At 52.4% G+C, this 21557-nt stretch carries 14 protein-coding genes and 1 pseudogene; 9 read left to right on the forward strand and 6 right to left on the reverse strand.

All coding sequences use genetic code 11. From position 1 onward, the window contains the following. The first annotated feature begins 15 nt into the window (after positions 1 to 15). From ACFPQ4_RS07070 to ACFPQ4_RS07080, 3 genes are all read left to right on the forward strand, one after another. Positions 16 to 1218, forward strand: a complete 1203-nt coding sequence (locus ACFPQ4_RS07070) for a glycoside hydrolase family 130 protein (protein WP_378111076.1) — start codon at positions 16 to 18, stop codon at positions 1216 to 1218. Positions 1219 to 1295: 77 nt separating this feature from the next. After that, positions 1296 to 2597, forward strand: a complete 1302-nt coding sequence (locus ACFPQ4_RS07075; RefSeq protein ID WP_378111077.1) for an ABC transporter substrate-binding protein — start codon at positions 1296 to 1298, stop codon at positions 2595 to 2597. Between the two features lie 281 nt (positions 2598 to 2878). Next, complete coding sequence (locus tag ACFPQ4_RS07080; protein WP_378111078.1) at positions 2879 to 4213, forward strand: ABC transporter substrate-binding protein; 1335 nt, start codon at positions 2879 to 2881, stop codon at positions 4211 to 4213. A gap of 81 nt (positions 4214 to 4294) precedes the next feature. Here the strand turns inward: ACFPQ4_RS07080 and ACFPQ4_RS07085 are convergent, their stop codons facing one another. Beyond that, positions 4295 to 7744 (reverse strand): carbohydrate-binding domain-containing protein, encoded by a 3450-nt coding sequence (locus ACFPQ4_RS07085; RefSeq protein WP_378111079.1) that lies wholly within the window; start codon positions 7742 to 7744, stop codon positions 4295 to 4297. A gap of 414 nt (positions 7745 to 8158) precedes the next feature. Between ACFPQ4_RS07085 and ACFPQ4_RS07090 the strand changes: the two genes are divergently transcribed. Further along, entirely contained in the window at positions 8159 to 8980 is an 822-nt protein-coding gene (locus ACFPQ4_RS07090) for a divergent polysaccharide deacetylase family protein (RefSeq protein WP_378111080.1), read from the forward strand. Here ACFPQ4_RS07090 and ACFPQ4_RS07095 read toward each other — a convergent pair. Further along, positions 8959 to 9687 carry an N-acetylmuramoyl-L-alanine amidase family protein gene (locus ACFPQ4_RS07095; RefSeq protein WP_378111081.1) on the reverse strand — a complete coding sequence of 243 codons (729 nt, stop codon included), beginning with the start codon at positions 9685 to 9687 and terminating at the stop codon, positions 8959 to 8961. The genes ACFPQ4_RS07090 and ACFPQ4_RS07095 overlap by 22 nt on opposite strands. A gap of 166 nt (positions 9688 to 9853) precedes the next feature. Between ACFPQ4_RS07095 and ACFPQ4_RS07100 the strand changes: the two genes are divergently transcribed. After that, entirely contained in the window at positions 9854 to 10084 is a 231-nt protein-coding gene (locus tag ACFPQ4_RS07100) for a YqzE family protein (RefSeq protein ID WP_378111082.1), read from the forward strand. Positions 10085 to 10093: 9 nt separating this feature from the next. Here ACFPQ4_RS07100 and ACFPQ4_RS07105 read toward each other — a convergent pair whose 3' ends face one another. From ACFPQ4_RS07105 to ACFPQ4_RS07115, 3 genes are all read right to left on the reverse strand, one after another. Then, positions 10094 to 10978: a hypothetical protein gene (locus ACFPQ4_RS07105; RefSeq protein WP_378111083.1), complete on the reverse strand. Its 885-nt coding sequence runs from the start codon at positions 10976 to 10978 to the stop codon at positions 10094 to 10096. A gap of 126 nt (positions 10979 to 11104) precedes the next feature. Next, on the reverse strand, positions 11105 to 11977 hold the full coding sequence (locus ACFPQ4_RS07110; protein ID WP_378111084.1) for a YqhG family protein: 873 nt from the start codon (positions 11975 to 11977) through the stop codon (positions 11105 to 11107). After that, on the reverse strand, positions 11974 to 13797 hold the full coding sequence (locus ACFPQ4_RS07115) for a DEAD/DEAH box helicase (protein WP_378111113.1): 1824 nt from the start codon (positions 13795 to 13797) through the stop codon (positions 11974 to 11976). The genes ACFPQ4_RS07110 and ACFPQ4_RS07115 overlap by 4 nt, the downstream gene beginning before the upstream one ends. 326 nt (positions 13798 to 14123) lie before the next feature. Between ACFPQ4_RS07115 and ACFPQ4_RS07120 the strand changes: the two genes are divergently transcribed. From ACFPQ4_RS07120 to ACFPQ4_RS07130, 3 genes are all read left to right on the forward strand, one after another. Beyond that, complete coding sequence (locus tag ACFPQ4_RS07120; protein ID WP_378111114.1) at positions 14124 to 16709, forward strand: adenosylcobalamin-dependent ribonucleoside-diphosphate reductase; 2586 nt, start codon at positions 14124 to 14126, stop codon at positions 16707 to 16709. A gap of 489 nt (positions 16710 to 17198) precedes the next feature. After that, positions 17199 to 17543: a hypothetical protein gene (locus ACFPQ4_RS07125; RefSeq protein ID WP_378111085.1), complete on the forward strand. Its 345-nt coding sequence runs from the start codon at positions 17199 to 17201 to the stop codon at positions 17541 to 17543. Then, positions 17540 to 18487: an LLM class flavin-dependent oxidoreductase gene (locus ACFPQ4_RS07130; protein WP_378111086.1), complete on the forward strand. Its 948-nt coding sequence runs from the start codon at positions 17540 to 17542 to the stop codon at positions 18485 to 18487. The genes ACFPQ4_RS07125 and ACFPQ4_RS07130 overlap by 4 nt, the downstream gene beginning before the upstream one ends. A gap of 505 nt (positions 18488 to 18992) precedes the next feature. Here the strand turns inward: ACFPQ4_RS07130 and ACFPQ4_RS07135 are convergent. After that, positions 18993 to 19433, reverse strand: coding sequence for a hypothetical protein (locus ACFPQ4_RS07135; RefSeq protein WP_378111087.1), 441 nt, complete (start codon positions 19431 to 19433; stop codon positions 18993 to 18995). 1055 nt (positions 19434 to 20488) lie between these two features. Between ACFPQ4_RS07135 and ACFPQ4_RS07140 the strand changes: the two are divergent. Then, positions 20489 to 21067: pseudogene (locus ACFPQ4_RS07140) on the forward strand (immunoglobulin-like domain-containing protein); the annotation flags it as partial. Positions 21068 to 21557: the final 490 nt, after the last annotated feature.

The following is a 21557-nucleotide window of genomic DNA, read 5'->3' on the forward strand; positions in this document are numbered from 1 at the left end:
GAGGAGAAACGAACGATGAGCGATTTCATGAACAAATTGATCTGTTTGAAAGCAGAGCACGACGAATTGGTGAACCGACCTAACAAACCGGCGGCAAAAGGCAACGGCATTTACGATCGATACGAAAACCCGTTGCTGACGAACGAGCATGCGCCGATCCATTGGCGTTACGATTTGAATCCGGAGACAAATCCGTTCCTTATGGAGCGTATCGGCGTGAACGCCGCATTCAACCCCGGTGCGATCGAGCTGAACGGGAAATACTATCTAATGGTCAGAGCGGAAGGCGTCGACCGGAAATCGTTCTTCGCAGTGGCGGAAAGCGATAGTCCGACGGAAGGCTTCAAATTCTGGGACTACCCGGTTCGCCTGCCGGAAACCGAGGATCCGGACATTAACGTATACGATATGCGTCTTGTCAAGCATGAAGACGGCTGGATTTACGGTTTATTCTGCTCGGAGCGCAAAGACCCGAACGCGCCGGCGGGCGATTTGTCCAGCGCCGTCGCGCAAGGCGGTATAGCGCGCACGAAGGATTTGGTCAACTGGGAGCGTCTGCCGGATTTGAAGACGCCTTCGGCGCAGCAACGCAACGTCGTGCTTCACCCGGAATTCGTCGACGGCAAATACGCTTTCTATACGCGTCCGCAAGACGGCTTCATCGATACGGGGTCCGGCGGCGGCATCGGCTGGGGACTGTCCGGAAGCATGAACCCGGCGATCGTCGATAAGGAATTCATCGTAGACGAGCGCAAGTACCACACGATCAAGGAAGTGAAGAACGGCCAAGGTCCGGCTCCTATCAAGACAGACAAAGGCTGGTTGCACATCGCGCACGGCGTTCGGAATACGGCAGCCGGGTTGCGTTACGTCGTCTACATGTTCATGACGGATCTGAACGAGCCGCACAAGCTGACATACGCGCCGGGCGGTCATCTGATCGCTCCGGAAGGCATCGAGCGCGTCGGCGACGTATCCAACGTTATTTTCTGCAACGGCTTGATCGCGAAAGAGAACGGCGAAGTGTACATTTACTACGCTTCTTCCGATACGCGCATTCATGTAGCGGCGACGACGGTTGAGAAATTAGTCGACGCCTGCATCAACACGCCGGAAGATCCGCTTCGTTCCGCCGCTTGCGTGGATCAACGTTGCGAGCTGATCGCGCGCAATCTCGAGCTCATGAACAAGCCCGAGTACGCGTTCTTGAGAGACTGATTTCGATTAGCTATTCAAGTTGAACCGATTCGTGGGAGCGGGAGCACACGATTACGCGCATCAATAGGAGTGACATCATGAGAAAATCGTCGATATTGTGTATCGGTCTCGCGCTGTCGTTAGCTACTCTCACAGGTTGCGGCAACAACAATAACGGTGCTTCGCCGTCACCGACCCAGTCGGGCGCGCCTGGCGCATCGCAGCCTGCCGGCAACGCGATCGGAGGCAAAATCACGGTTTTGACTAACCGTACCGATTTGGTCGACGACGGCACGATGGCGAAGTACGCCGACAAGTTCAAGGAGAAATACCCGGACGCCGAAGTCGAATTCGAAGGTTTGACGAACTACGCGACGGACGTTCAGGTCCGGTTGACGACGGGAGAAGCGGGCGACGTGTTGCTTATTCCAGGCAGCGTTCCCGATAGCGAGCTTAGCCAGTACTTCGAGCCGCTGCCGGACACGTTGTTCGACAATGTGTATTTCGCCGATCTTATGAAATATGACGGCAAGCATTACGGGCTGGCGACCGGCGTGAATACGCAGGGCATCGTCTATAACAAGCAGGCGTTCATTAAAGCCGGCATCGATAAAATCCCGTCGACGCTCGATGAATTTTACGCGGATGCAGACAAGCTGAAGAACGCAGGCATCACGCCGCTGTACATGAATTTCGGCGCGCAATGGCCAATGAAGTCTTGGGGCGAGGAAAGCGTATGGTTCACGAGCGGCGATCCGCAATATTTATCGAAGATGGTACAGCAGGATGCGCCTTGGCAACTGAACAATGAATGGGGTAAAATGCTGACGATCGCGCGGACGCTCGTTCAAAAAGGATACGTCGAGAAAGATTTGTCGACGAATAACTGGGAGTTGTCCAAAGGCGACGTCGCGAGCGGCAAAGCTGCGATGTATTATCTCGGCAACTGGGTCATCCCGCAAATCATCGGCGCGGGCGGAAAGTCCGAAGATATCGGGTTCTTCCCGCTACCCTATGATAACAGCGGCAAGCTGAACGCCCCTCTTGGCCAAGACTGGATGATCGGCGTCAGCAAGTCGAGCAGTAACAAAGAGCTCGCTACGAAGTGGGTCGAGTTCTTCGTTAAAGATTCCGGGTATGTCGAATCGTCGGGCTTCATTCCGGTCGACAAGTCGAAGGAACCGACGTTGCCTCAGCTTGCGGAATTCAAGTCGTTCGCTCCGAATTATATCGAGAGCCAGTCGACCGATCCGAAATTCGCGGAAATCGGCAACAAAGCGGAGATCGGTTTCTATACGGGAGACTACATCCAGACGCTTGTAACCGCGAAAGATTTGCAAAAGGCTTTCGACGATTTGAACGCGAAGTGGAAAAAAGGCAAAGCAGCGGTAGGTACGTAATCTGGTGTATAATAAAGCGGTTAGGTAGATGTTAGTCTACCTAACCGTTTTTTTGCGTCTAATTGTACTTATACAACGTCGGTTTAAGCTAACAATTGCCCAACCCAGCATTTGTAAACTAAAATTATTTATTTGTTATCATAATAAGAGACAATAAAAACAAAATAAAAGCATTTTCATTGGAAACCAAAAATTTATAATTAGTAATGTAAGCGATGTCAAACAACTTGATTTACTGGGTCTGACTCGCTCAAAAAAATCAAGTATGGGGGTAATACAGAATGAAAAAAGCACTAGCTCTTGCATCCGTTCTGACTTTGTCCGCTGGCATGCTTGCCGCATGCGGCAGCAACAACAACGAAGAGAACGCATCGCCATCCGCATCGCCAGCTGCTTCTACGGCTGCTGCGGAGAGCCCGAGCGCATCCGAATCCGCAAGCCCGGCTGCCGAACTGACCGGCAAAATCACGGTTCTGACGCACCGCACGGACCTCGTAGACGACGGCACGATGGACAAATACGCAGAAGCTTTCAAAGCGAAATACGCTCCGAACGCGGAAATCGAATTCGAAGCCATGACGAACTACGCAAACGATATCAAAGTTCGCCTGACGACCGGCGAAGCCGGCGACGTAAACATGATGGACTCCAGCTTGCCGAACAGCGAGCTCGCGAACTATTATGAGCCGCTTCCGGACGCGATGAAAGAAAACGTATGGTTCGCGGACTACAGAGCGCAAGACGGCAAAAGCTACGGCTTGCCGACCGGCGTAAACACGCAAGGTATCGTATACAACAAGCAAGCGTTCGCTAAAGCCGGCATCGACAAAGTGCCAACGACGCTTGACGAGTTCTACGCTGCGGCGCAAAAGCTCGAAGAAGCTGGCATCATTCCTTTGTACATGAACTACGGCGCGCAATGGCCGATCGGCAACTGGGCTGAAGGCTCCGTTAAATACGTAGCCGGCGACATGAAATACACGGATCAATTCGTTACATCCGATACGGTATGGGCAACGGACAACGCGTGGGGCACGTTGATGAACATCGCTCGCAAGTTCGTTCAAGAAGGTTGGGTAGAAAAAGACCTTGCTACGAACAACTGGGAAATGTCCAAAGGCGAAATCGCTTCCGGTAAAGCGGCAATGTACTTCCTCGGTAACTGGGTAATCCCGCAAGTTATCGGCGCAGGCGCTAAATCCGAAGATATCGGCTTCTTCCCGCTCCCTTACGACAACAGCGGCAAGCTGAACGCTCCGCTCGGACCGGACTATTTCATCGGCGTAAGCAAAAACAGCAAAAACAAAGAGCTTGCATTCAAATGGGTAGACTTCTTCGTTAAAGAATCCGGTTACGTTGACGCTCAAGGCTTCATGCCGGTCGACAAAACGCAACAAGCTAAAGTACCTCAATTGGCTGAATTCCAATCGTACAATCCGACCTTCCTAGAAGACGTAGCTGCGGATCCTAAGTTCAACGAAATCGCTAACAAAGCCGAAATCGACTTGTTCGTAGGCAAATACACGCAAGATGCTATCGTTGCGAAAGATCTTCAAAAGTTCTATGACGAACTGAACGCGAAATGGAAAAAAGCAAGAGAAGCGCTCGGTTACTAAAATATCGACCGTAAACACAAAACCCTCGCGGCTGCTGCCGCGAGGGTTTTGTGTGTTGAGTTGCGAAGTGGTTTTTCCGTCTTATTTATTTGCCTGAAGCCATTGAGCCAGCATCTTAGCCGCTTCGCCTCTTGTCGTGAAGGCGGTCGAATCGAAGCGATTGCCGTGTTTGCCGGTGACGATACCTGCATGGTGTAACGCTGTCACTGCTGCTTGAGCGTAGGCGGCAATATCGCTTTCGTCCGCGAAAGGCGCTGCAGAAGCTGCTCGGCTTAGCGCGCCAGATGCGAATTTATCGGCGAATCTGACGAGCATGACCGCAAGATCTTGGCGCGTGATGTTCGCACTCGGATTGAACATGCCATTGTCTCCTTGAGCGATGCCATTCTCGTAAGCCCATTGCACCGAGTCGCCGTACCAAGCGGTTGCAGCCACGTCTTTGAATGCGGAACCTTGCGATGCCCCAAGATCGGCGCCGGACAGATTAGCAAGCAGCTGAACGAATTCCGCTCTCGTGATGGGATTATTCGGAGCAAATAGGCGGTCTCCGATGCCGTGAACGAGGTTGCGCGCGGCTAGGAATTGAACAAAGTCGGTTGACCAATCCGTGACATCCGCGAAGGCGATTTTGTTGTAGCCGATGGAATAACGGGAGAAGTGCGTCGTCGTGAACGTTACCGTACCGGTAGCCGGTTGATAGATACCGTTCGTAATAACTTGGAAAGTACCGTCCGCCTTAACATAGTAGACGATGATCGCATTCGGATCTTCATTCGCCGCGGGCGCATACGGTATAGCGACCGTGACTTGACCGCCGAAGGAAGCAATCGCGGTTCCGCCGCTTGTCACCGAGAATTCGTATACCGGGCGACCGTTCAAAGGATCGGCTTTAGCAACGGTGACTTGTACGTCGCCGGAACCGCTCGCGATCGAAGCTATCGCATGTTGATCGAACGTCAGCGTTGCGATCGGCGACGATATGGTCAGCGCTTCGACATTGGATTTGGCGATCGCATCTATGGCCGTGTCAGATAGGCTAAGCTCGACCGAATGCGATTCTTTCGGAGCTTCGACCGCGATGCCGACGGCCGTGCCAGGTACTGCCGCAGCTTTGTCGATGGAGCGAATGATTTGCTCCGTTGATACGGAAGCCTTCGCTTTCCCGTTCGCATCGACCGTCGCGTTAGTCGTCGAAGACGCATTATCTTGAACGACTGGCGGTACGTAGGTAGAACCGGAAGGACCGGAAGGCGGGACGACCGGCGGCGCGTCTCCGAACCTCACATTGTCCATGTACATGCGTCCCGCAAAATCGCTTTTCACATCGGCAACTACGACGGTAATGTCTCGAAGCACCGTATCCGCGTCGATGACTTTGTTGTCGTTGATCTTTGTCAGGTCAAAGCCGACTTCATAATGGTAAAGACCGTCCATCGTCTTCGATTTCGAAGCCAACGTCGCCAACGGAATATCGAAGTTGTTCGTTGCTTGCGCCCAATAGCCTAAGCTCGGTGGCGCGAGGGCCAAGTTGATCGACAAGGCGCCCTGCGTCGCGCGCACGGGATCGAGATACAAGTCGAACAGCAAGTAATCATGTTCACCGCGCGTTGCGTTAATGCCGCCAAGTACGATTCTAGGCGCGGACGCCCAACCGTCGGAAGGTTTCACGTCAGGGTACGCGACTTCCCAAGAAACGGCTTTGGAGCTGTTCGCTTCTTCGATCGTAATGGCGTTCTTCACGCCGGAGCCGCCATCCCAGCTCCAGCCTTGCCGCGTGTCGTCCTCAAAGTCGGACGGAAGTGTAGGCGTTCCGATCGGGGCGTGGACGATCGGTTGTTCGACGACTTCGCGGGTACCGGAGAACGTGATGTTGTCGAGCGATACGACGTCGGAAGCTGATGAGCCGACGAATAGAATGATGTTACTTAGGACGCTATGATCCGGATCTTCCGCGATCGATTTGAGATTCGGAGCGTCGGCTTTGGAGATCGTAAGCGTCTCCGTATACTTACCGTCATGCAGATCGGCTGCGTCGAGCACGACTTGAATCGCGCGCGTCGGATTAGTCCAACTATAAGCTCCGTTTTGCGGGATAGCCGCGATCGAGACGGTAGTCGGCGTCTCCGAGATGACATCCATCGTCAGCGCGTTCGCGCCCAAAATGTCCGGATGAGCGCTCGTACCGTCAGCGGACAGGCGAACATTAGCCCAATAGTTGCCTGCGGAAATATCCGTGCTGTGGCTAAGACCAGAAATTTGCAATTCGTTGTTCTCGTTCGTTAACGCGATCCCTTCCTTGACGGGGCTGTCCCCGTTCACGCCGAATCCTTGCGTCGTTCCGTCGTCGAAGTTCCAGACGGTCGTCGAGAAATCTTCGCGAGGGGTACGATCGATCGGCTCGTACGCGATCCCTTTGATTCGGGCGCGTACATATTCGCCGGACACGCTGAGCTCCGGAATGCTCCATGTTTGGTCGCTACCCGGATCTAGGTTCGTAGCGTCCGACTTGCCGAGCTCGAACGGCGTAAAGGCAGCCGAAGTCTCGTTTTTATTCGTCAACGACCAGTTCGCCCAGCTAATGTTGTTCGAATTGAGGAATTCCAGCCATTGATCCGCTTCTTCGAGGAACGGACCGTTATTGCCGCTCGCTTCGCTTGTTCCCCATTCGGTAGCGAAGACGGCGACGCCGTGTTCGAGCGCGTAGCGCGCGTTGCTCATTACGTTCTCTCTGTCCGTGCTATCGGGAGCAGGCCTATGCGTCCCGGTGTAGAAGTGCACCGTATACATCGTATTGCCTTTGGAGTCGACGACCGGATTATCGGCTGCCAAGTCGGCGCGTTGGCTCCAGTTCGGACTGCCGACGATAACGATATTGTCGTTGCCGCCGTCGCGCAGCATCTTGATGATCGGCTCCGCGTAGTTTTTGACTTTTAACCAACCCGCGGCATCGTTAGTGACCCCGGGCGCATTGCTATTCGGCTCGTTCGCTAATTCGTAAAGAATATGCGGATCGTTGGGATAGCGAGTAGAGATGTCTTGGAAAAAGGCTTGAGCGCCTGAGTAAGTAGCGTCATTCGGGTCGCCCGGCGCATGCACGTGCCAGTCGACGATGACGTACATGTCGTTGGCGATCGCGTAGTTAATGCCTTCGATGACCTTATCCTTCAGGGCCGGATTCGTCGCATAGCCGGTCTCCCCGACATACATGGCCAGACGAATGACGTTAGCGCCCCAGTCGCCCGACAGCGCGGCGAAAGCGTTGTCGTTGACGATACCCGGGAACCATTGCAGCCCGTGCGTGCTCATGCCGCGTAATTGAATCGGTTCGCCGTTCTGGTCGCAAAGCGTCATGACGCCGTTTTTCATTAAAAGCTGCAGCGCTCCGCCTACGGACGGTTTCTTGACGGCATCAGTGGTGCCGACGAGATGCGTTGGGGGAGATAGAGGTTCATCGGCTGCGTTAACGGTCAGAGCCAAGTAAGATGCGATCATTCCTAAGAGGAGTACTATTGCTACAATTCGTTTCTTCATAGGGGTGCCTCCCTTTTCGGTACAAGCTAGGAAATAACTTGTCAATCTCGCGTTCGTTTACGTATAATAAGAAATACAGAAAACGTTTTCTACACCGAGCAAAAAAAAACGACATCCATGCGATATCATTTTACAAAATGGTATTCGACCTCCTCCCACTTATGATCGCCCGTCTACACCTGTTGTCGCCAATAGCATTAAGCGCTTACACGAATTGGTGCGTTAGCCTAACCAGTTGATGCAAGACAGATCATAGCACCATAATTTCAAAAAATCAACAAATAAGTAAAAAATTATTTTTTTGAAGTTGCGGGTTTATTTTTATCCGCATTCATAATTTCTTCCAACATCAGGAATCCTTATGAGGATAGCGAAGACTGATTCCTAAGACGAGGAAGGATGTTGAATACCCTTATGAAGTTTAACCGCCCGAATTTTCTATTTCGAATGACCGTAATTTGTTCAGCCTTATTGCTGATATGGAGTAGCGTCGTCAGCGCGCAACCCGAGCAGAATCACTCTTCGCAAGCCGCGAAACAGATCGCGATCGTCATCGACGATTTCGGCAACGGGATGAAGGGCACGGAGCAAATGCTCCAACTGCCGATCAAGATCACGGTAGCGGTCATGCCGTTCCTGCCGACGACTAAGCAAGACGCTGAAGCGGCATATAACAAAGGGCATGACGTAATCGTTCATCTTCCGATGGAGCCGATGCACGGGAAGCGCAGCTGGCTCGGACCCGGCGCGATAACGACCGATTTGTCGGACGCCGAAATTCGCAAGCGGGTAGAAGCCGCGATCGACGACGTTCCTCATGCGATCGGCATGAACAACCATATGGGCTCGAAGGCGACCAAGGACGAGCGGGTAATGAGAGTCGTGCTCCAAGTGTGCAAGGACAGAGGACTGTTCTTCCTTGACAGCCGGACGTCCTACCGGACGGTCGTTCCGAAGGTCGCCGCCGAAGTCGGCGTGCCGACGGTACACAATAACGTGTTTTTGGACGACGTGTACACGCAGCATCACGTGCTCCGGCAAATCGTAGAAGTCAGGAAGTACTTAAAGGACCACGAACGCTGCATCGTCATCGGTCATGTCGGCGCTCCTGGCATGATTACGTCGGGTGCGTTACGGGATGCGATTCCCGGTCTCAAAAGCGAAGCGACGTTCATTCCGATTTCCAAAATGATCGCCACGCCTCCGACGCCGGTTCACGGGGATAAGGACAAATAAGCGAGAATGCCGTTAGCGATCGCGGCGGCGACCCGGGTTTGTCCGAGGGACGACGTCAGCATGGCGCGGTCTCCCGGATCGCTTAGGAAGGCGGTCTCGACGATAACGCTCGGCGCTTTCACGCGGTTTAGCAGGTAAAATTTATTAGCGACTTCCGGCAACCGATGCCTGCTTTGTTGCAAATTCAGACTGTTCTGTATGAAGCCGGCCAGCAACGCGCTGCGGCCTTCGGATTGATGAATGACGAGCGGCCCGCGCTTGTTGCGTTTGGGCGCCCAATTTACGTGCACGCTGACGAACAAATCCGCCATAATTTCGTCGGACAGCCCTCGCCGCTGAGACAAATCGCGGCGATGTCTCGAGCGAGATAGATGCCACCTGTTGTCGTCGCTTAGCGCGTAGTCGCCGGTTCGGTTCAATATGACGACTAACCCTTTGCTGCGCAGAAGCAAATACAGCTTGCGCGTAATGGCGAGATTAATGTCCTTCTCCAAAATGTCGCCCCAATGGGTTCCGCTGTCGATGCCGCCGTGACCGGCGTCGATCAGAACGTCGGCCGTAGGCAACGCCCGCAAAATGTTCGGAGGATCGGCTTGCGTCGATTGTCCGGGAACGGTACCGCCGTCGCTAAAGCCTTCGGGCGTACGCCAGCCGACGAGAATGCATAAGGCGCACCCTGCAATAAGGGCTCGAATTAATGGGTTCATCGAATATCGACTCCGATCGAATGAAAGTTCACCCTCCTATCGTGGCTTAGATTAGCGGTGCTCATGCACGTTAAGCGGCGATGTCACCGGTAAAATGCGGGACGCGCCGAAAATGTTTGGCGTCGGCGAGAAGCGGGCATGCTATGGCAAGAGGAGTTGATTCCATATGGGCGATAACGCTGATTATTTGAAGTTCATGACGGAGAAAGTCGTTAGCTATTTGGACAAGTCGCCGGAAGCGGCACAGACTAGGCAAGAACGCAAGCAGCTGCGCGAGCCTTGGGTGACGAGATGGTTCGGCGTCGTACCGCTCGGAGTAAGCATGTGGTGGGGCAAGCTCGAGTTACGCAAAAACAAAGACCGCGCCGAAGCGCAGTCCGTTCAACCGCCGCAATAACTTGCCGTTTTAACGATAGAAAAGTCCGTTTTTTTGCAACGTGCTAAGCGGGATAAACCGCTGGCCGTCCATGTCGAGCACTACATCGACCCGTCCGCTGGCCCAGCGCTGATAGCCGATTACGGATAGCGCGTATAGCATCGTGTTGCCCAGCGGTTCCGTTACATATCGCAAGTGCTGCTTCTTATCGAGGCGGGACTGAAGCTTGGAGACCTCTTTCGTCGGGAAAGGGGTCTCTTTCATGAGCCATGGAATTCGTTCGTATACGTCGAAGGTGGGATTGAGCTTAAGGCGGCTTGCTTTGTCCGCGCGGGCGATCGATACGAGCGACTTATATTCGGTAGGAAACAGCTTCGGAAAAGTCTGTTCGTCGAGCGGAAGCAGCTCGGCGGTTTTGGCATCGAGCCAATACGTATCCGCACCGATTTTCACTTCCCAGGCCGCCGCGAACGGATGAACGTAAAGCTTCGTTACCGCCGCCGGCATCGGATCTTCGGAAGAGAGGAGACCGCCGTTAACGAGCGACTGTTTAAGCAACTCGTAAGAGAAGAGCGGGTAAGGGCCGAGCCCGTATTCGCCAAGCTTGAACGAGCCGTCCGTTACCGCGTTCACGACCATGTACCCGATGTTTTTGCCTTCCTTGGAAAATAACACGAGCCAGCTATGGGTTCCCGGACCAAGCGCTTCGATCTGGGGATCGGCTCCTTGCAACGCCGAGAACGGCTTTTGTTTCGAGAGCGCGTCAACCCATGTCGCGACTTGACGCTCCAGCTTCGTCGGCGATTTTACGGCATTCGGCGAGTGGCCGGTGTCGGTCGGAGCCGCGGAATAGACAGTGGACGGAATCATCATTATTAGAAGCGTGACGACGAGCAATAAGGTTCGTATTCGCATGAGAGAACGCACCTGCTTTACGGATAGTGGCTTTATTGTAGCGGACAAGCCGCGCCGAAGGTGTTGAAACGTGTCAGCGCGGCGTTATGCCGAAGGTTCTATTTTTATGCGCGGACGATAGGGCTTTCAGTCAATGCCCGGCAAGTGGAAAATGCCGCAGTTGATCGTCGTTAGCGTCACGCGCGGGCGATATTGCCAGTCGATTTCGGCTTTGCGTTGTTCGAAGCGTTCGGAGAACAGCTGCCGTTGCGCGTCGTCTTCGGCTTGCTTGAGCAGCGGCTCGTAATAGTGCCCGATTCGCGCAAGCTCGTCTTGACGCCGCTGCTCGGCTTCCACAGCCCAGCCGAAATCGGCGTTTTTGAGCTTGCGCTCGATCGTAGACTCCAGCTGGGACATGCCTTTGCGAAGCGATAAGCCGTTGCGGAGCAAATGAACGTTAGCCGGCAAGCGGGGCGTCAGTCTGCGGCCCTTCAGACGGTCCATGAATTTATCGTCGATGACCCCAGTTGCCAGCGAGATGCCATAGCTATGCAGTTCTTCGCGTCTCATATCGCAGGCGAAGCTTACTTTGAAGTTGGCGCCTAGCCAAGCGGTATAGGGCTGGGAGCTGAACGGATCTCCGGTGCCGCGCTGCGGTTCTTCGAACAGCGTAACGCAGCGACCGCCCTGGTGAACGACGTCGAATAGCTGCTGCAGGCGCCGGGAGCCGTAATAGACGCCTTCCTGAACGACTCTTCCGGCCGGCGTCATCAAATACGACAGCGGAGAAGACTGACCGTCCTGCGCGGAAGGAGGATCGAACGACCAAGCGTAGGTCAGCGTCTCCGGCGGCGTTCCGGTCCGGTCGACGAAGCTCCAATAGTAGGGTCGGTTCGTCAGCGCCCGATCCGCGTCCGGAGACAGCTTGACGGTAACGCGGGCGGGGCTCTTCTCCACGAGATGGCAGCCGGTGGAATCGAGATAGGAAAGCACGAATTTTTGAACTTGCTTCGTATTCATCGCGGCTTCTCCTGCTTTGCTTTCGGCTTGGCTGCAAGCAACGCGTCGCCGAACCCGTCGATCCGTTTGCGCAGTTCTTCGCCGTCCGCGGATTCGAGCACGATTTGGGCGATCCGGCGCTCCAATGGCTCTTCTTTTTCCAATTGTTGAATGATCTCGTCGAGCTCCCCGATTACCAATTCGAACATATTGATTTTTTCGTGGAGCAGGTGTACGATATGTTCTTCGATCGTGCCCAGCGTACACAGATTAAAGATGTGGACATCCTCGGATTGGCCAAGCCGATGGACACGGCCGATCCGTTGCTCGACCCTCATCGGGTTCCATGGCAAGTCGAAGTTAATGATGTGGTGGCAGAACTGCAGGTTGATGCCCTCGCCTCCGGCTTCGGTCGCGACCAGCACTTGCGCGCGCCTGCGGAACAAGTCCATCATCCAGTCTTTTTTCCCGCGGTTCATGCCGCCCCGGTAAGGAACGGCGGACAAGCCGTGCTCTTTGAAAAACTTCAGTAAATACTCTTGCGTGGCGCGGTATTCCGTGAAGACGATCACTTTGTCGTCGATGCCCTGTATGAGCTCCATCGTCTTTTCAGCTTTCGTATTCGATTTGATGCTCTTAATAAGCGCGACGATCTCCCAAATTCGCGCGCGGAGCGGAGAGTCCTCGCTCGTCTTCTTGAATAGATTTATAAGCGTCAGGAAGACGGCGTCGCGGCTAGAGCATACTTCGCGTTGAAGTGTGACGAGGGACAGCATGCTCGTCAGATCCATTCCGGTTTCCCCGCGCGCGTGCTTGCGGACGTAGTCCGTCACGCCCTCGTACAACGCCATCTCCTCGGGGGACAGGCGAAGCGGGACGTTCGTAACGTGGCGTTCGGTAAAATGCACGCCCCCGTCGCTGCGGCGGTTGCGGATCATGACTTGGCTTAAGGCGGCTTGCAGCTGCTCTTCATTCTTAGGGACGCGCCGGTCATGAACAAAGTTGGAGGCGAAGTCGCCTTCTCCGCCGAGCTGTCCCGGCTTGAGCAGCGTAATGAGGTTGTAGAGCTCGGTTAAGTCGTTTTGCACGGGAGTGGCGGTTAATAGAAGGCAATATTTTTTGCGTAGCTCGTTAACGAACTGATAGTTGGTCGTCTTCTTGTTCTTGAGCTTATGCGCTTCGTCCACGATGAGCAGGTCGAATTCCGCGTCCACGAGCATCGCCCGGTTCGGCTCGCGCTTAGCGGTGTCCATAGAGGCGACGACGATGTCGTTGTTCCAGGAGTAATCCTTCTTCTGGGCGACGGCCGGAATATCGAACTTGCCGTTAAGCTCGCGAACCCATTGCAACACCAAAGAAGCGGGAACGAGGATCAACGCGCGTTTGACCAGCCCGCGAATCAAGTATTCTTTAAGAATCAATCCGGCTTCGATCGTCTTGCCTAGACCGACTTCGTCGGCTAGAATTGCCCGGCCGCGCATCTCGTGGAGCACTTTGCGCGCGGTTTCGACTTGGTGGGGCAGCGGCTCGAAGCGAGGAAGCAGCTTCGTGCACTGAAGCGCGTGGAAATCGGTGACCAAAGCCGATTCCTCGGCTTCGAGCGCCATCTGATACAACGTCCAATCGTCCCAGGGTCCGTTCCGTTGCACGCGCCGGTCCAATTCCTCGAAGGAACCCCGGTCGATATGCAGCTCGACTAGCGGATGCAGCTTGCGAGGGTTCGGGTCGACATAGGATGAAGCGGCGCCGAGCGGCACAGCGTGAGCCGTTTCAGCTGTCTCTTGCGCTTGCGGGGGGAGCGGACCTTGTTCGATCGCCTCCTCGGCGAAATTAGCTTCCATGGCAGACTCGGTCGATTGCAAGGAACATTCCTCCTAGGTTGCCGCGAATTGAAGGGGATAGCATTCGGACTTAGTATGGTCTTTCGCCCCGCATTCAAAACAAAAAAGGTTTAAAATCGCGAAAACCCGCTATAATACGGGAGTTTTCGACCTTGTTCCACAAAAGTCGATGATCTATGATAAATGACCTATAGCTGTACCATATGTGGTATAGTATAATGGTAATCGCACACAATATATTGTACAATTTACATACATGAAAAGTGCTGCGAGCCTTGTAATCAAGCCATTTTACCAACATTCGGGAGGGTACCGGATTGAAAACGATGCAGGCTAAGAAACGTTTGGAAGGTTTAAGCGAGAAGATTTTTTTGGATCGGTATGCTTGGAAAAATGCCGACACTAGCAACACGAAAGTTGGCGACGTCGTCCTCGTGCTTACGAAGGACGATCCGAAGTTCCCTGCGAAAGACGTCGGGGAAGTCGTTAGTCGCGACGGGCAGAATGTAACCGTTAAGCTGCGCAACGGTAAATTGGTTCAATCCACCGTAGAAAAGCTGACGTTAACGATTGAGAAGACGCCGGAAGAAATGTGGAATCGCCTTGCGAACGCCATGTCGCGGACGGAGTCGACTCCGGAGAAACAAAAGGAATGGGCGGATAAATTCCGCTGGCTGCTCGACGATTGGAAGCTCGTACCGGGCGGACGGATCGCGGCGGGAGCAGGCGCAAGCGAAGAGCTGACGTTGTTCAACTGCTACGTAATCCCGTCTCCGCACGATAGCCGCGGCGGTATTATGGAGACGTTGTCCGAGATGACCGAGATTATGGCTCGCGGGGGCGGCGTAGGTATCAACCTTAGCTCCTTGCGTCCTCGCCGGTCCGTCGTCAAAGGCGTTAACGGTTCGTCCAGCGGTGCCGTGTCGTGGGGCGGATTGTTCAGCTACACGACAGGCTTGATCGAGCAAGGCGGTAGCCGTCGCGGAGCGCTTATGCTTATGATCAACGACTGGCATCCGGACGTCGTCGACTTCATCACCGTCAAGCAGACGATGGGTCAAGTCACGAACGCGAACTTATCCGTATGCGTCAGCAACGCCTTCATGAAAGCCGTTAAGGAAGACTTGGATTGGGAGCTCGTGTTCCCGGATGCCAAGGATCCGGAATACAACGAGCTATGGGACGGCGATCTCGAGAAGTGGAAGAAGCTCGGCAAGAACGTCGTTCACTACCGCACCGTCCGTGCGCGCGACGTATGGAAGACGATCATCGAGTGCGCTTGGAAATCGGCAGAGCCCGGCGTCGTCTTCATGGAATATTACAACCAAATGTCCAACAGCTGGTACTTCAACCCGATCATCTGTACGAACCCGTGCGGCGAGCAAGGTCTTCCGGCTTGGGGCGTCTGCAACCTGTCGGCGATCAACTTGTCCAAGTTCTACGACACGGAGAAGAACGACGTCGCTTGGGATGAGTTGTCCAAAGTCGTTCGTTATTCCACGCGGTTCTTGGATAACGTCATCGACACGACGCCTTACCACTTCCCTGAGAACGAGCGCAACCAAAAGAAAGAACGTCGCGTAGGTCTCGGAACGATGGGTCTGGCGGAGCTGATGATTCGTCTGGAAATTCGTTACGGCAGTCCGGAAAGCTTGGAGTTCCTCGACAAGCTGTACGGCTTCATGGCTCGGGAAGCTTATTTGGCGTCAACCGAGATCGCGGCGGAGAAGGGTTCCTTCGAAGCGTTCGATCTTGAGCCTTTCCTGCAATCCGGCTTCATGAAGAACATGGTCGAGACGTATCCGGAAGTCGGCGAAGCGGTCAAAAATCGCGGCATGCGTAACGTTACCGTCATCACCCAAGCGCCTACGGGCTCCACGGGTACGATGGTCGGCACTTCGACGGGGATCGAGCCTTACTTCGCGTTCGAATTCTTCCGTCAAAGCCGTCTCGGTTACGACAAGCAACTCGTGCCTATCGCGCAAGAGTGGAAGGATGCGAACCCGGGCGAGACGCTTCCGGAGTGGTTCGTAACCGCGATGGATCTATCCGCCAAGGATCATATCCGCGTGCAAGCGGCGATCCAGCGCTGGGTAGACAGCTCGATCTCGAAGACGGCGAACTGCCCGTCCGACTTCACGGTCGAAGAGACGGCAGAGCTGTACGAGATGGCGTTCGAGCTCGGCTGCAAAGGCGTTACGATCTATCGCGACGGCAGCCGCGACGTGCAAGTGCTTAGCACGGTGAAGGACGAGAAGAAGGAAGAAGCTCCGAAAGCGGCGGTCGAAGTTCCTGCGGCGGCAACGCCTGCGGAAGCGGCATCGGCCTCGACGCTTAGCGAGTCGCTGAACGTCTCCGTCACGCCTGCGCAGAAGCAATCGTTCGATAAGCAATATAAGAGCCGCCCGAAAGTACTTCGCGGCGCGACTTACAAATACAACACGCCGTTCGGCATGGCTTACATCACGGTCAACGATATTGAAGGCACGCCGGGCGAAATTTTCCTGAACGTAGGCAAAGCCGGCTCCGACGTCTTCGCGATGGCGGAAGCGCTCGGACGCGTCTGCTCGCTGTTCCTCCGGTACGGCGACCACGGCGACAAAGTCCAGTTGCTCGTTAAGCATCTGAAAGGCATCGGCGGCTCCGGCGCGGTCGGCTTCGGTCCGAATCGCGTAGAATCGATCGCCGACGCGGTAGCTAAGGCGCTTGAGCAGCACGCCGGCATCTTCGATCACGAGCATGCGGCAGCGGCGGAAACGTCAGCTACTTCCGCTCCGTACAACGTGCTTTCGGACAAACCGAAGACGGCGTACACGTCGAAGGATTTGTGTCCTTCCTGCGGTTCGGCCTCGCTGTTGAACGTAGAGGGATGTAAGACTTGCGGCAATTGCGGATATAGCAAGTGTAACTAAACAAATGCGAAAGACCCCGGCGACGGGGTCTTTCTTTCTTCTTTGTCTGCTGTAATTAGTTTTGTCACCAAACAGAAAATGATATGTCACCAGATTTGAACATGGTTGTCATTGGTCTGAACCATTGATGGTTCAGGCTTTTTTGTTCCAAGGGCATCATTCCCATGCCAGTTTAGCTTTAAACCTTATCGGTAATAACTGAATTCAGACACTTAAATTATTTGAGCGTCAAATGTCACTTTTTTGAGAAGGGGTGTGCATTTTTTGGATTGGCTGAGTAAGAAATCTTGGATGAAGGAGGACGAACTTTATGCTTCAAAAAAAAGTTAGTAACAAAGGAAGTCGGGAATTCAACCCCATCATCGGATCAATTCCGAGTCGGAAAATGGGACGCCATATTCCCTATGAATCGTTTTGGGGTTAATGTTTGTTTTATTACAAGCAAGATATAGTGTTATTACATAGGAGTTATGAAGGGAGTCAATTACTTTGAATGTTGAATTGTTTAAGGATTTGATTAAGGATGATCGAGGCAATTATTACGTAGCAGTCCACAAGGAAGGTAATGAGCTGACTTTGGTTAATGCGATGCTAGAGCGGTCTTACGAAGATTTATTGGAGTTTAATGAGGAATTCAAACAAAAATATGCAGAGTACGAGCACCAGTTCATTGGCAAAATCATCATGGATAAGGTGCGGCACGATGTCGTATTCGCTTCCAAAGAGGACGGTCATGGCCGAATGCATGATTTGGGTAAGGTAATGAGCGAATACAGGGTTACGTATATCGATATGATTGAATTTTACCGAAATCCTCGGACAGGACGCCTATGACAGCGAAACCGATTAAACTTAGTGTTTTGGATTTGGTCCCCGTTTTTGATGAGGTCGATGCAACCTTCGCACTGGGACAAGCTGTAGAGCTGGCTCAAGCAGCCGAAAGACTGGGATATTTCCGTTATTGGGTGGCGGAACATCATGATATGCCAGGGCTGGCATGCACCTCAACGGATGTGCTTCTATCGCATATCGGTGCAAAAACACAGAGCATTCGTATCGGATCCGGGGCATTGCTGTTGCCGCATTATAAGCCTCTTAAAGTTGCAGAATCCTTTCATTTACTCGCTAGCTTGTACCCGGGACGAGTAGATCTTGGTTTAGGAAGGGCGCCCGGTGGTTCTGCTGAAGTCAGCCTCGCTCTCAGTGACAACTTTCTTGAAAATGTCTGGAAAATGCCAGAATTGCTCCGAGGAGTTTCCGAGTTATTGCAGGGGAGCTATGAATACGAAGGACGTCGGATTACCGCCCGCCCAACTCCATCCGTATCGCCAGAACTGTGGCTGTTAGGGACAAATAAGAAGAGCGCGGCTTATGCAGCTGAGTTTGGAACAGGTTATGTTTTTGGCCAGTTTATGAGCGAAGTAGCCGGGGAGGAAGTATTAAGAGCTTACCGCGAAGCGTTTATTCCGTCAGCTCTTTCCCCTGTACCGCGAGCGATCGTTGCCGTTGGTGTCGTTTGCGCGGAAACAGAGGAGGAGGCAGAGAGGCTGGCATCCTCGGGTACAGCTTTGTTTCAACAAGAAGCTTCCGCAGGGGAAAGGGCTCCGCTTTCGGAGCATAAGCTGCTGATAGGCACGCCTGAGAGCCTTAAGAAAAAGCTCGAACAGTTATCTCACTTGTATGGCGTTGATGAATTCATTGTCGTTACGATGATTCCCGACTATCGGAAACGGTTGCGTTCTTTTGAGCTGCTTGCCCATATATGCTCAATGGCTTAATTCGTTTTATTATTAAAGCAGGGAGAATTCTCATGAGTAATTCAGTAATCGTAATAGGAACGATCCTCATCGATTGTAAAGGTTTTGCGTCAACCCCTTATCTACCACGAAGAAATTTGGGCTCCGTTCGGTTTATACACGGTGGTGTGGGGGCGTAACGTGACGGAAAGCCTAGCCTGAATCGGGATCGATGTTGTTATGGCATCAACCGTCAACGCTGACAGTAATGGACAAGCTGTGGTGGAACATCTTCTAAAATGCGGTGCTGGTACGGATTATATCGTGCAAGTTCCAGAGCGAGGGATGGGACTATGGATGGCCATTCTGGATGAGAACGGCCCTAAATATTATGTAACATTTTGGTTGTGGTTTACAAGTATGTAAAGATATATTTAAACCTCCACAAGGGGGCAAAAGCGTTGCGTCCAATGTCCATAAAGTGAGGCCACAGGCTTATTCAAAAAAGGTACGGCCCCTCTTGAGAGGGACCGTACCTTTTTTTGCGTTATTTTGCGAGAACTAGATCATCTTTTTGCGGTAAACGCGCATCTCCTAATAACGCCGTCGCGAATGCCTTCGATGTAATCCAGCCCTTCTCTTGGGCGCCTGACTTTTCCGTGTACATCGTCCCTTTGAGGGCGACAGGATCTTGATAATAATAGACGATCGTTCTCTTGGTGCCGATTACTTCGATTCTATAATGGTTACTAGGCGGGATCGCCTCGTCGAAAGTCGATGGAATTGAAGCGTTCATTGCTGTCAAGATTTTCTCGATTTGCTTCGCATTCTGGATCGCTGTAAGCAATGTGCCCACCTGGTCTTTATTCGGAACCTTATCATCAAGGACATACACTTTAATTGACTGAACATTCATGTCAACTGGGAATTCGGATTTTGCACAGCCTATCAATACAACGATAAATAATCCCAAAAGCAATATCCTCACGCGATTCTCCCCCCGCCCCTCTATCCCATATTTCCATTTAAACATGACTCCGTGAATGACGGCAACAATACATGAGGCTAACCAGAAACCACTACTATTTAACGAGAATAATAATTTTTCAAATTCGTAGTCTGTTTCCAGTAGGACAATATTGCCCTCGAAAAGGAGAAGATTGCCTTATAGGAACTCTTTTTCAACACTCGTATGATAAAACTAGTCCACAACATACAGAGCATCATTCCGGGAATTTATTACAGGGTTAAAAAAGAAGTAAGATTACGTTATTTGCACGTACGCTTATAGCTTTTTGAATCCTGTTTTTTTATATCCCGTGAAAGCGCTAACATTCGGGTTGATTGTGAACGGAGGCGCTTTTACTAGATTGGACATATGGAAAAGTAGAGGTGATGCGGCAGCGAGCATAAAACTTTCTGTGAAAGCGTTAGTAGATTAGGAAGCTAAATAGATGCCTTCATAAGCAAGTCTCGAAACTAAACCTACACACGGGAGGGAATTTAAGAATGATTAAAAAAAGGTTATTAGCATATGTACTTGTGACAGCGATGCTACTTAATTGGTTTTCTCTACCGACGACAGTCAGTGCGGCATGGGGAGATGACGTAAATCTTTTGACCGTAAATGCAGGTTCAGATGGTAATACTGCGACATCAACCAATGCGCCGGATGGACAGACTGCGTGGAGTTTAAATACCGGAACGTCTAAGGGCGGAGGTCCTTGGGATAACCTCTTCACGCCGAGCGTCTCGCCTCTAAGAGATTTATCGGCTTACAAAGACGGCTACTTCGCTTTCGAGGTGTACGTTCCCAATGCGAGCTTTAAAAATATGGTAGGGAATAACTGGCTCGTTATCGTAAGCGACAGTAATCCCTCCGGCGACAAGTTTAACAACGATTCCCGTCTTCAACTTAATATAAGCGGGGTCGCAAATGCAGCGGTGGGCACATGGGCGACGGTTTATACGAAATTATCGTCGACAAGTACCGTAGCCGGGAATTTCAATGACGCCTGGTTAGACAAAGTAACGAGACTGGCCATGCATCTGCAATGGGATCCGAGTGTCCCGAGCACCCCAGTCTTCATAAAAAATCCGCGTTTCCAAAAAAGCACGTTAGGTACTCCGCTCTCACCGTCAACGACTCCCGCACTTGACGTAGCCTCAAGAACAGTAACCGCGAACGCACCGGCTAGCGGGCAAGCCGTGGAATTCGCCATAAGCGAAGATGGGAACGCTCCCGCATCCGGTTGGGTGGATGGAACTAACAATGGCGGAGTGTATTCCTATCAATTCGCCACATTACCTTCAGTAAACACCTACTATGTTTTCGCGCGCACGAAAGCAAATAGCGCCTACAACTTCATCGGCGCATCTACAAGAACGACTGTAACGACAATTGACGAGCAAACATTGGTAGATGCAGCGGCGGCGTCCCTGACATTTAATACGATTAAAGGCAATAACACGCTGGATAGCGATTTAAAATCACCCCTCAGTCTCCCGACAACAATAGGAACAACGAACGTAGCATGGTCCTCGGACAATGCGACAATTAGCAACACCGGAATTGTAAATCGCTTGTTGAATAGAGAAGTAGACAAAACCGTAGTCCTCACGGCGATAATAACTAAAGGTACTGCAAGTGCTACGAAAACTTTTACCGTGACGGTGAAAGCCGCGCCGGCGGCGGTCAATGCTAAGGTTGCGACGAATTTCCCTAATACAAATGAGGGGACAAACACGACAGCGCCGGATGGCAATAATGCGTTCAAGTTGGGCTCCGGAAGAATAGGAGCAGGCGCTGAACGGATTTGGGATGCACGCTTTATTAATAGCAGCGGCAACCAGGATTTATTAGGTTACGCGAATCAATATTTTGTTTTTGATATGTATGTTACGCATACGGACCTCTTGAATTTTAATGGTAATAACTGGATTGCCATTGCTGCTGGCGGTAACAATGTTGACACCAATTCGCGTCTTAACCTTAATGTTAGCGAAATGAGAAATGGACCTGCTAATGGATGGATTACGGTCTATGCGCAATTATCAGCAGCCAATTCTCCTAATGGCTTCAATCCCGTTAATCTCGACAAGGTAGAGGCAG

The sequence above is a fragment of the Cohnella yongneupensis genome (assembly GCF_042655785.1).
In the GTDB taxonomy this organism is placed as follows: domain Bacteria; phylum Bacillota; class Bacilli; order Paenibacillales; family Paenibacillaceae; genus Cohnella; species Cohnella yongneupensis.

Bases quoted from the DNA above. Each gene is read 5' to 3' on its own strand.
- ACFPQ4_RS07075 (WP_378111077.1), top strand. From the start codon at position 1,296: ATGAGAAAATCGTCGATATTGTGTATCGGTCTCGCGCTGTCGTTAGCT.
- ACFPQ4_RS07130 (WP_378111086.1), top strand. From the start codon at position 17,540: ATGACAGCGAAACCGATTAAACTTAGTGTTTTGGATTTGGTCCCCGTT.
- ACFPQ4_RS07115 (WP_378111113.1), bottom strand. From the start codon at position 13,797: ATGGAAGCTAATTTCGCCGAGGAGGCGATCGAACAAGGTCCGCTCCCC.
- ACFPQ4_RS07120 (WP_378111114.1), top strand. From the start codon at position 14,124: ATGCAGGCTAAGAAACGTTTGGAAGGTTTAAGCGAGAAGATTTTTTTG.
- ACFPQ4_RS07110 (WP_378111084.1), bottom strand. From the start codon at position 11,977: ATGAATACGAAGCAAGTTCAAAAATTCGTGCTTTCCTATCTCGATTCC.
- ACFPQ4_RS07070 (WP_378111076.1), top strand. From the start codon at position 16: ATGAGCGATTTCATGAACAAATTGATCTGTTTGAAAGCAGAGCACGAC.
- ACFPQ4_RS07105 (WP_378111083.1), bottom strand. From the start codon at position 10,978: ATGCGAATACGAACCTTATTGCTCGTCGTCACGCTTCTAATAATGATG.
- ACFPQ4_RS07100 (WP_378111082.1), top strand. From the start codon at position 9,854: ATGGGCGATAACGCTGATTATTTGAAGTTCATGACGGAGAAAGTCGTT.
- ACFPQ4_RS07090 (WP_378111080.1), top strand. From the start codon at position 8,159: ATGAAGTTTAACCGCCCGAATTTTCTATTTCGAATGACCGTAATTTGT.
- ACFPQ4_RS07080 (WP_378111078.1), top strand. From the start codon at position 2,879: ATGAAAAAAGCACTAGCTCTTGCATCCGTTCTGACTTTGTCCGCTGGC.
- ACFPQ4_RS07095 (WP_378111081.1), bottom strand. From the start codon at position 9,687: ATGAACCCATTAATTCGAGCCCTTATTGCAGGGTGCGCCTTATGCATT.
- ACFPQ4_RS07085 (WP_378111079.1), bottom strand. From the start codon at position 7,744: ATGAAGAAACGAATTGTAGCAATAGTACTCCTCTTAGGAATGATCGCA.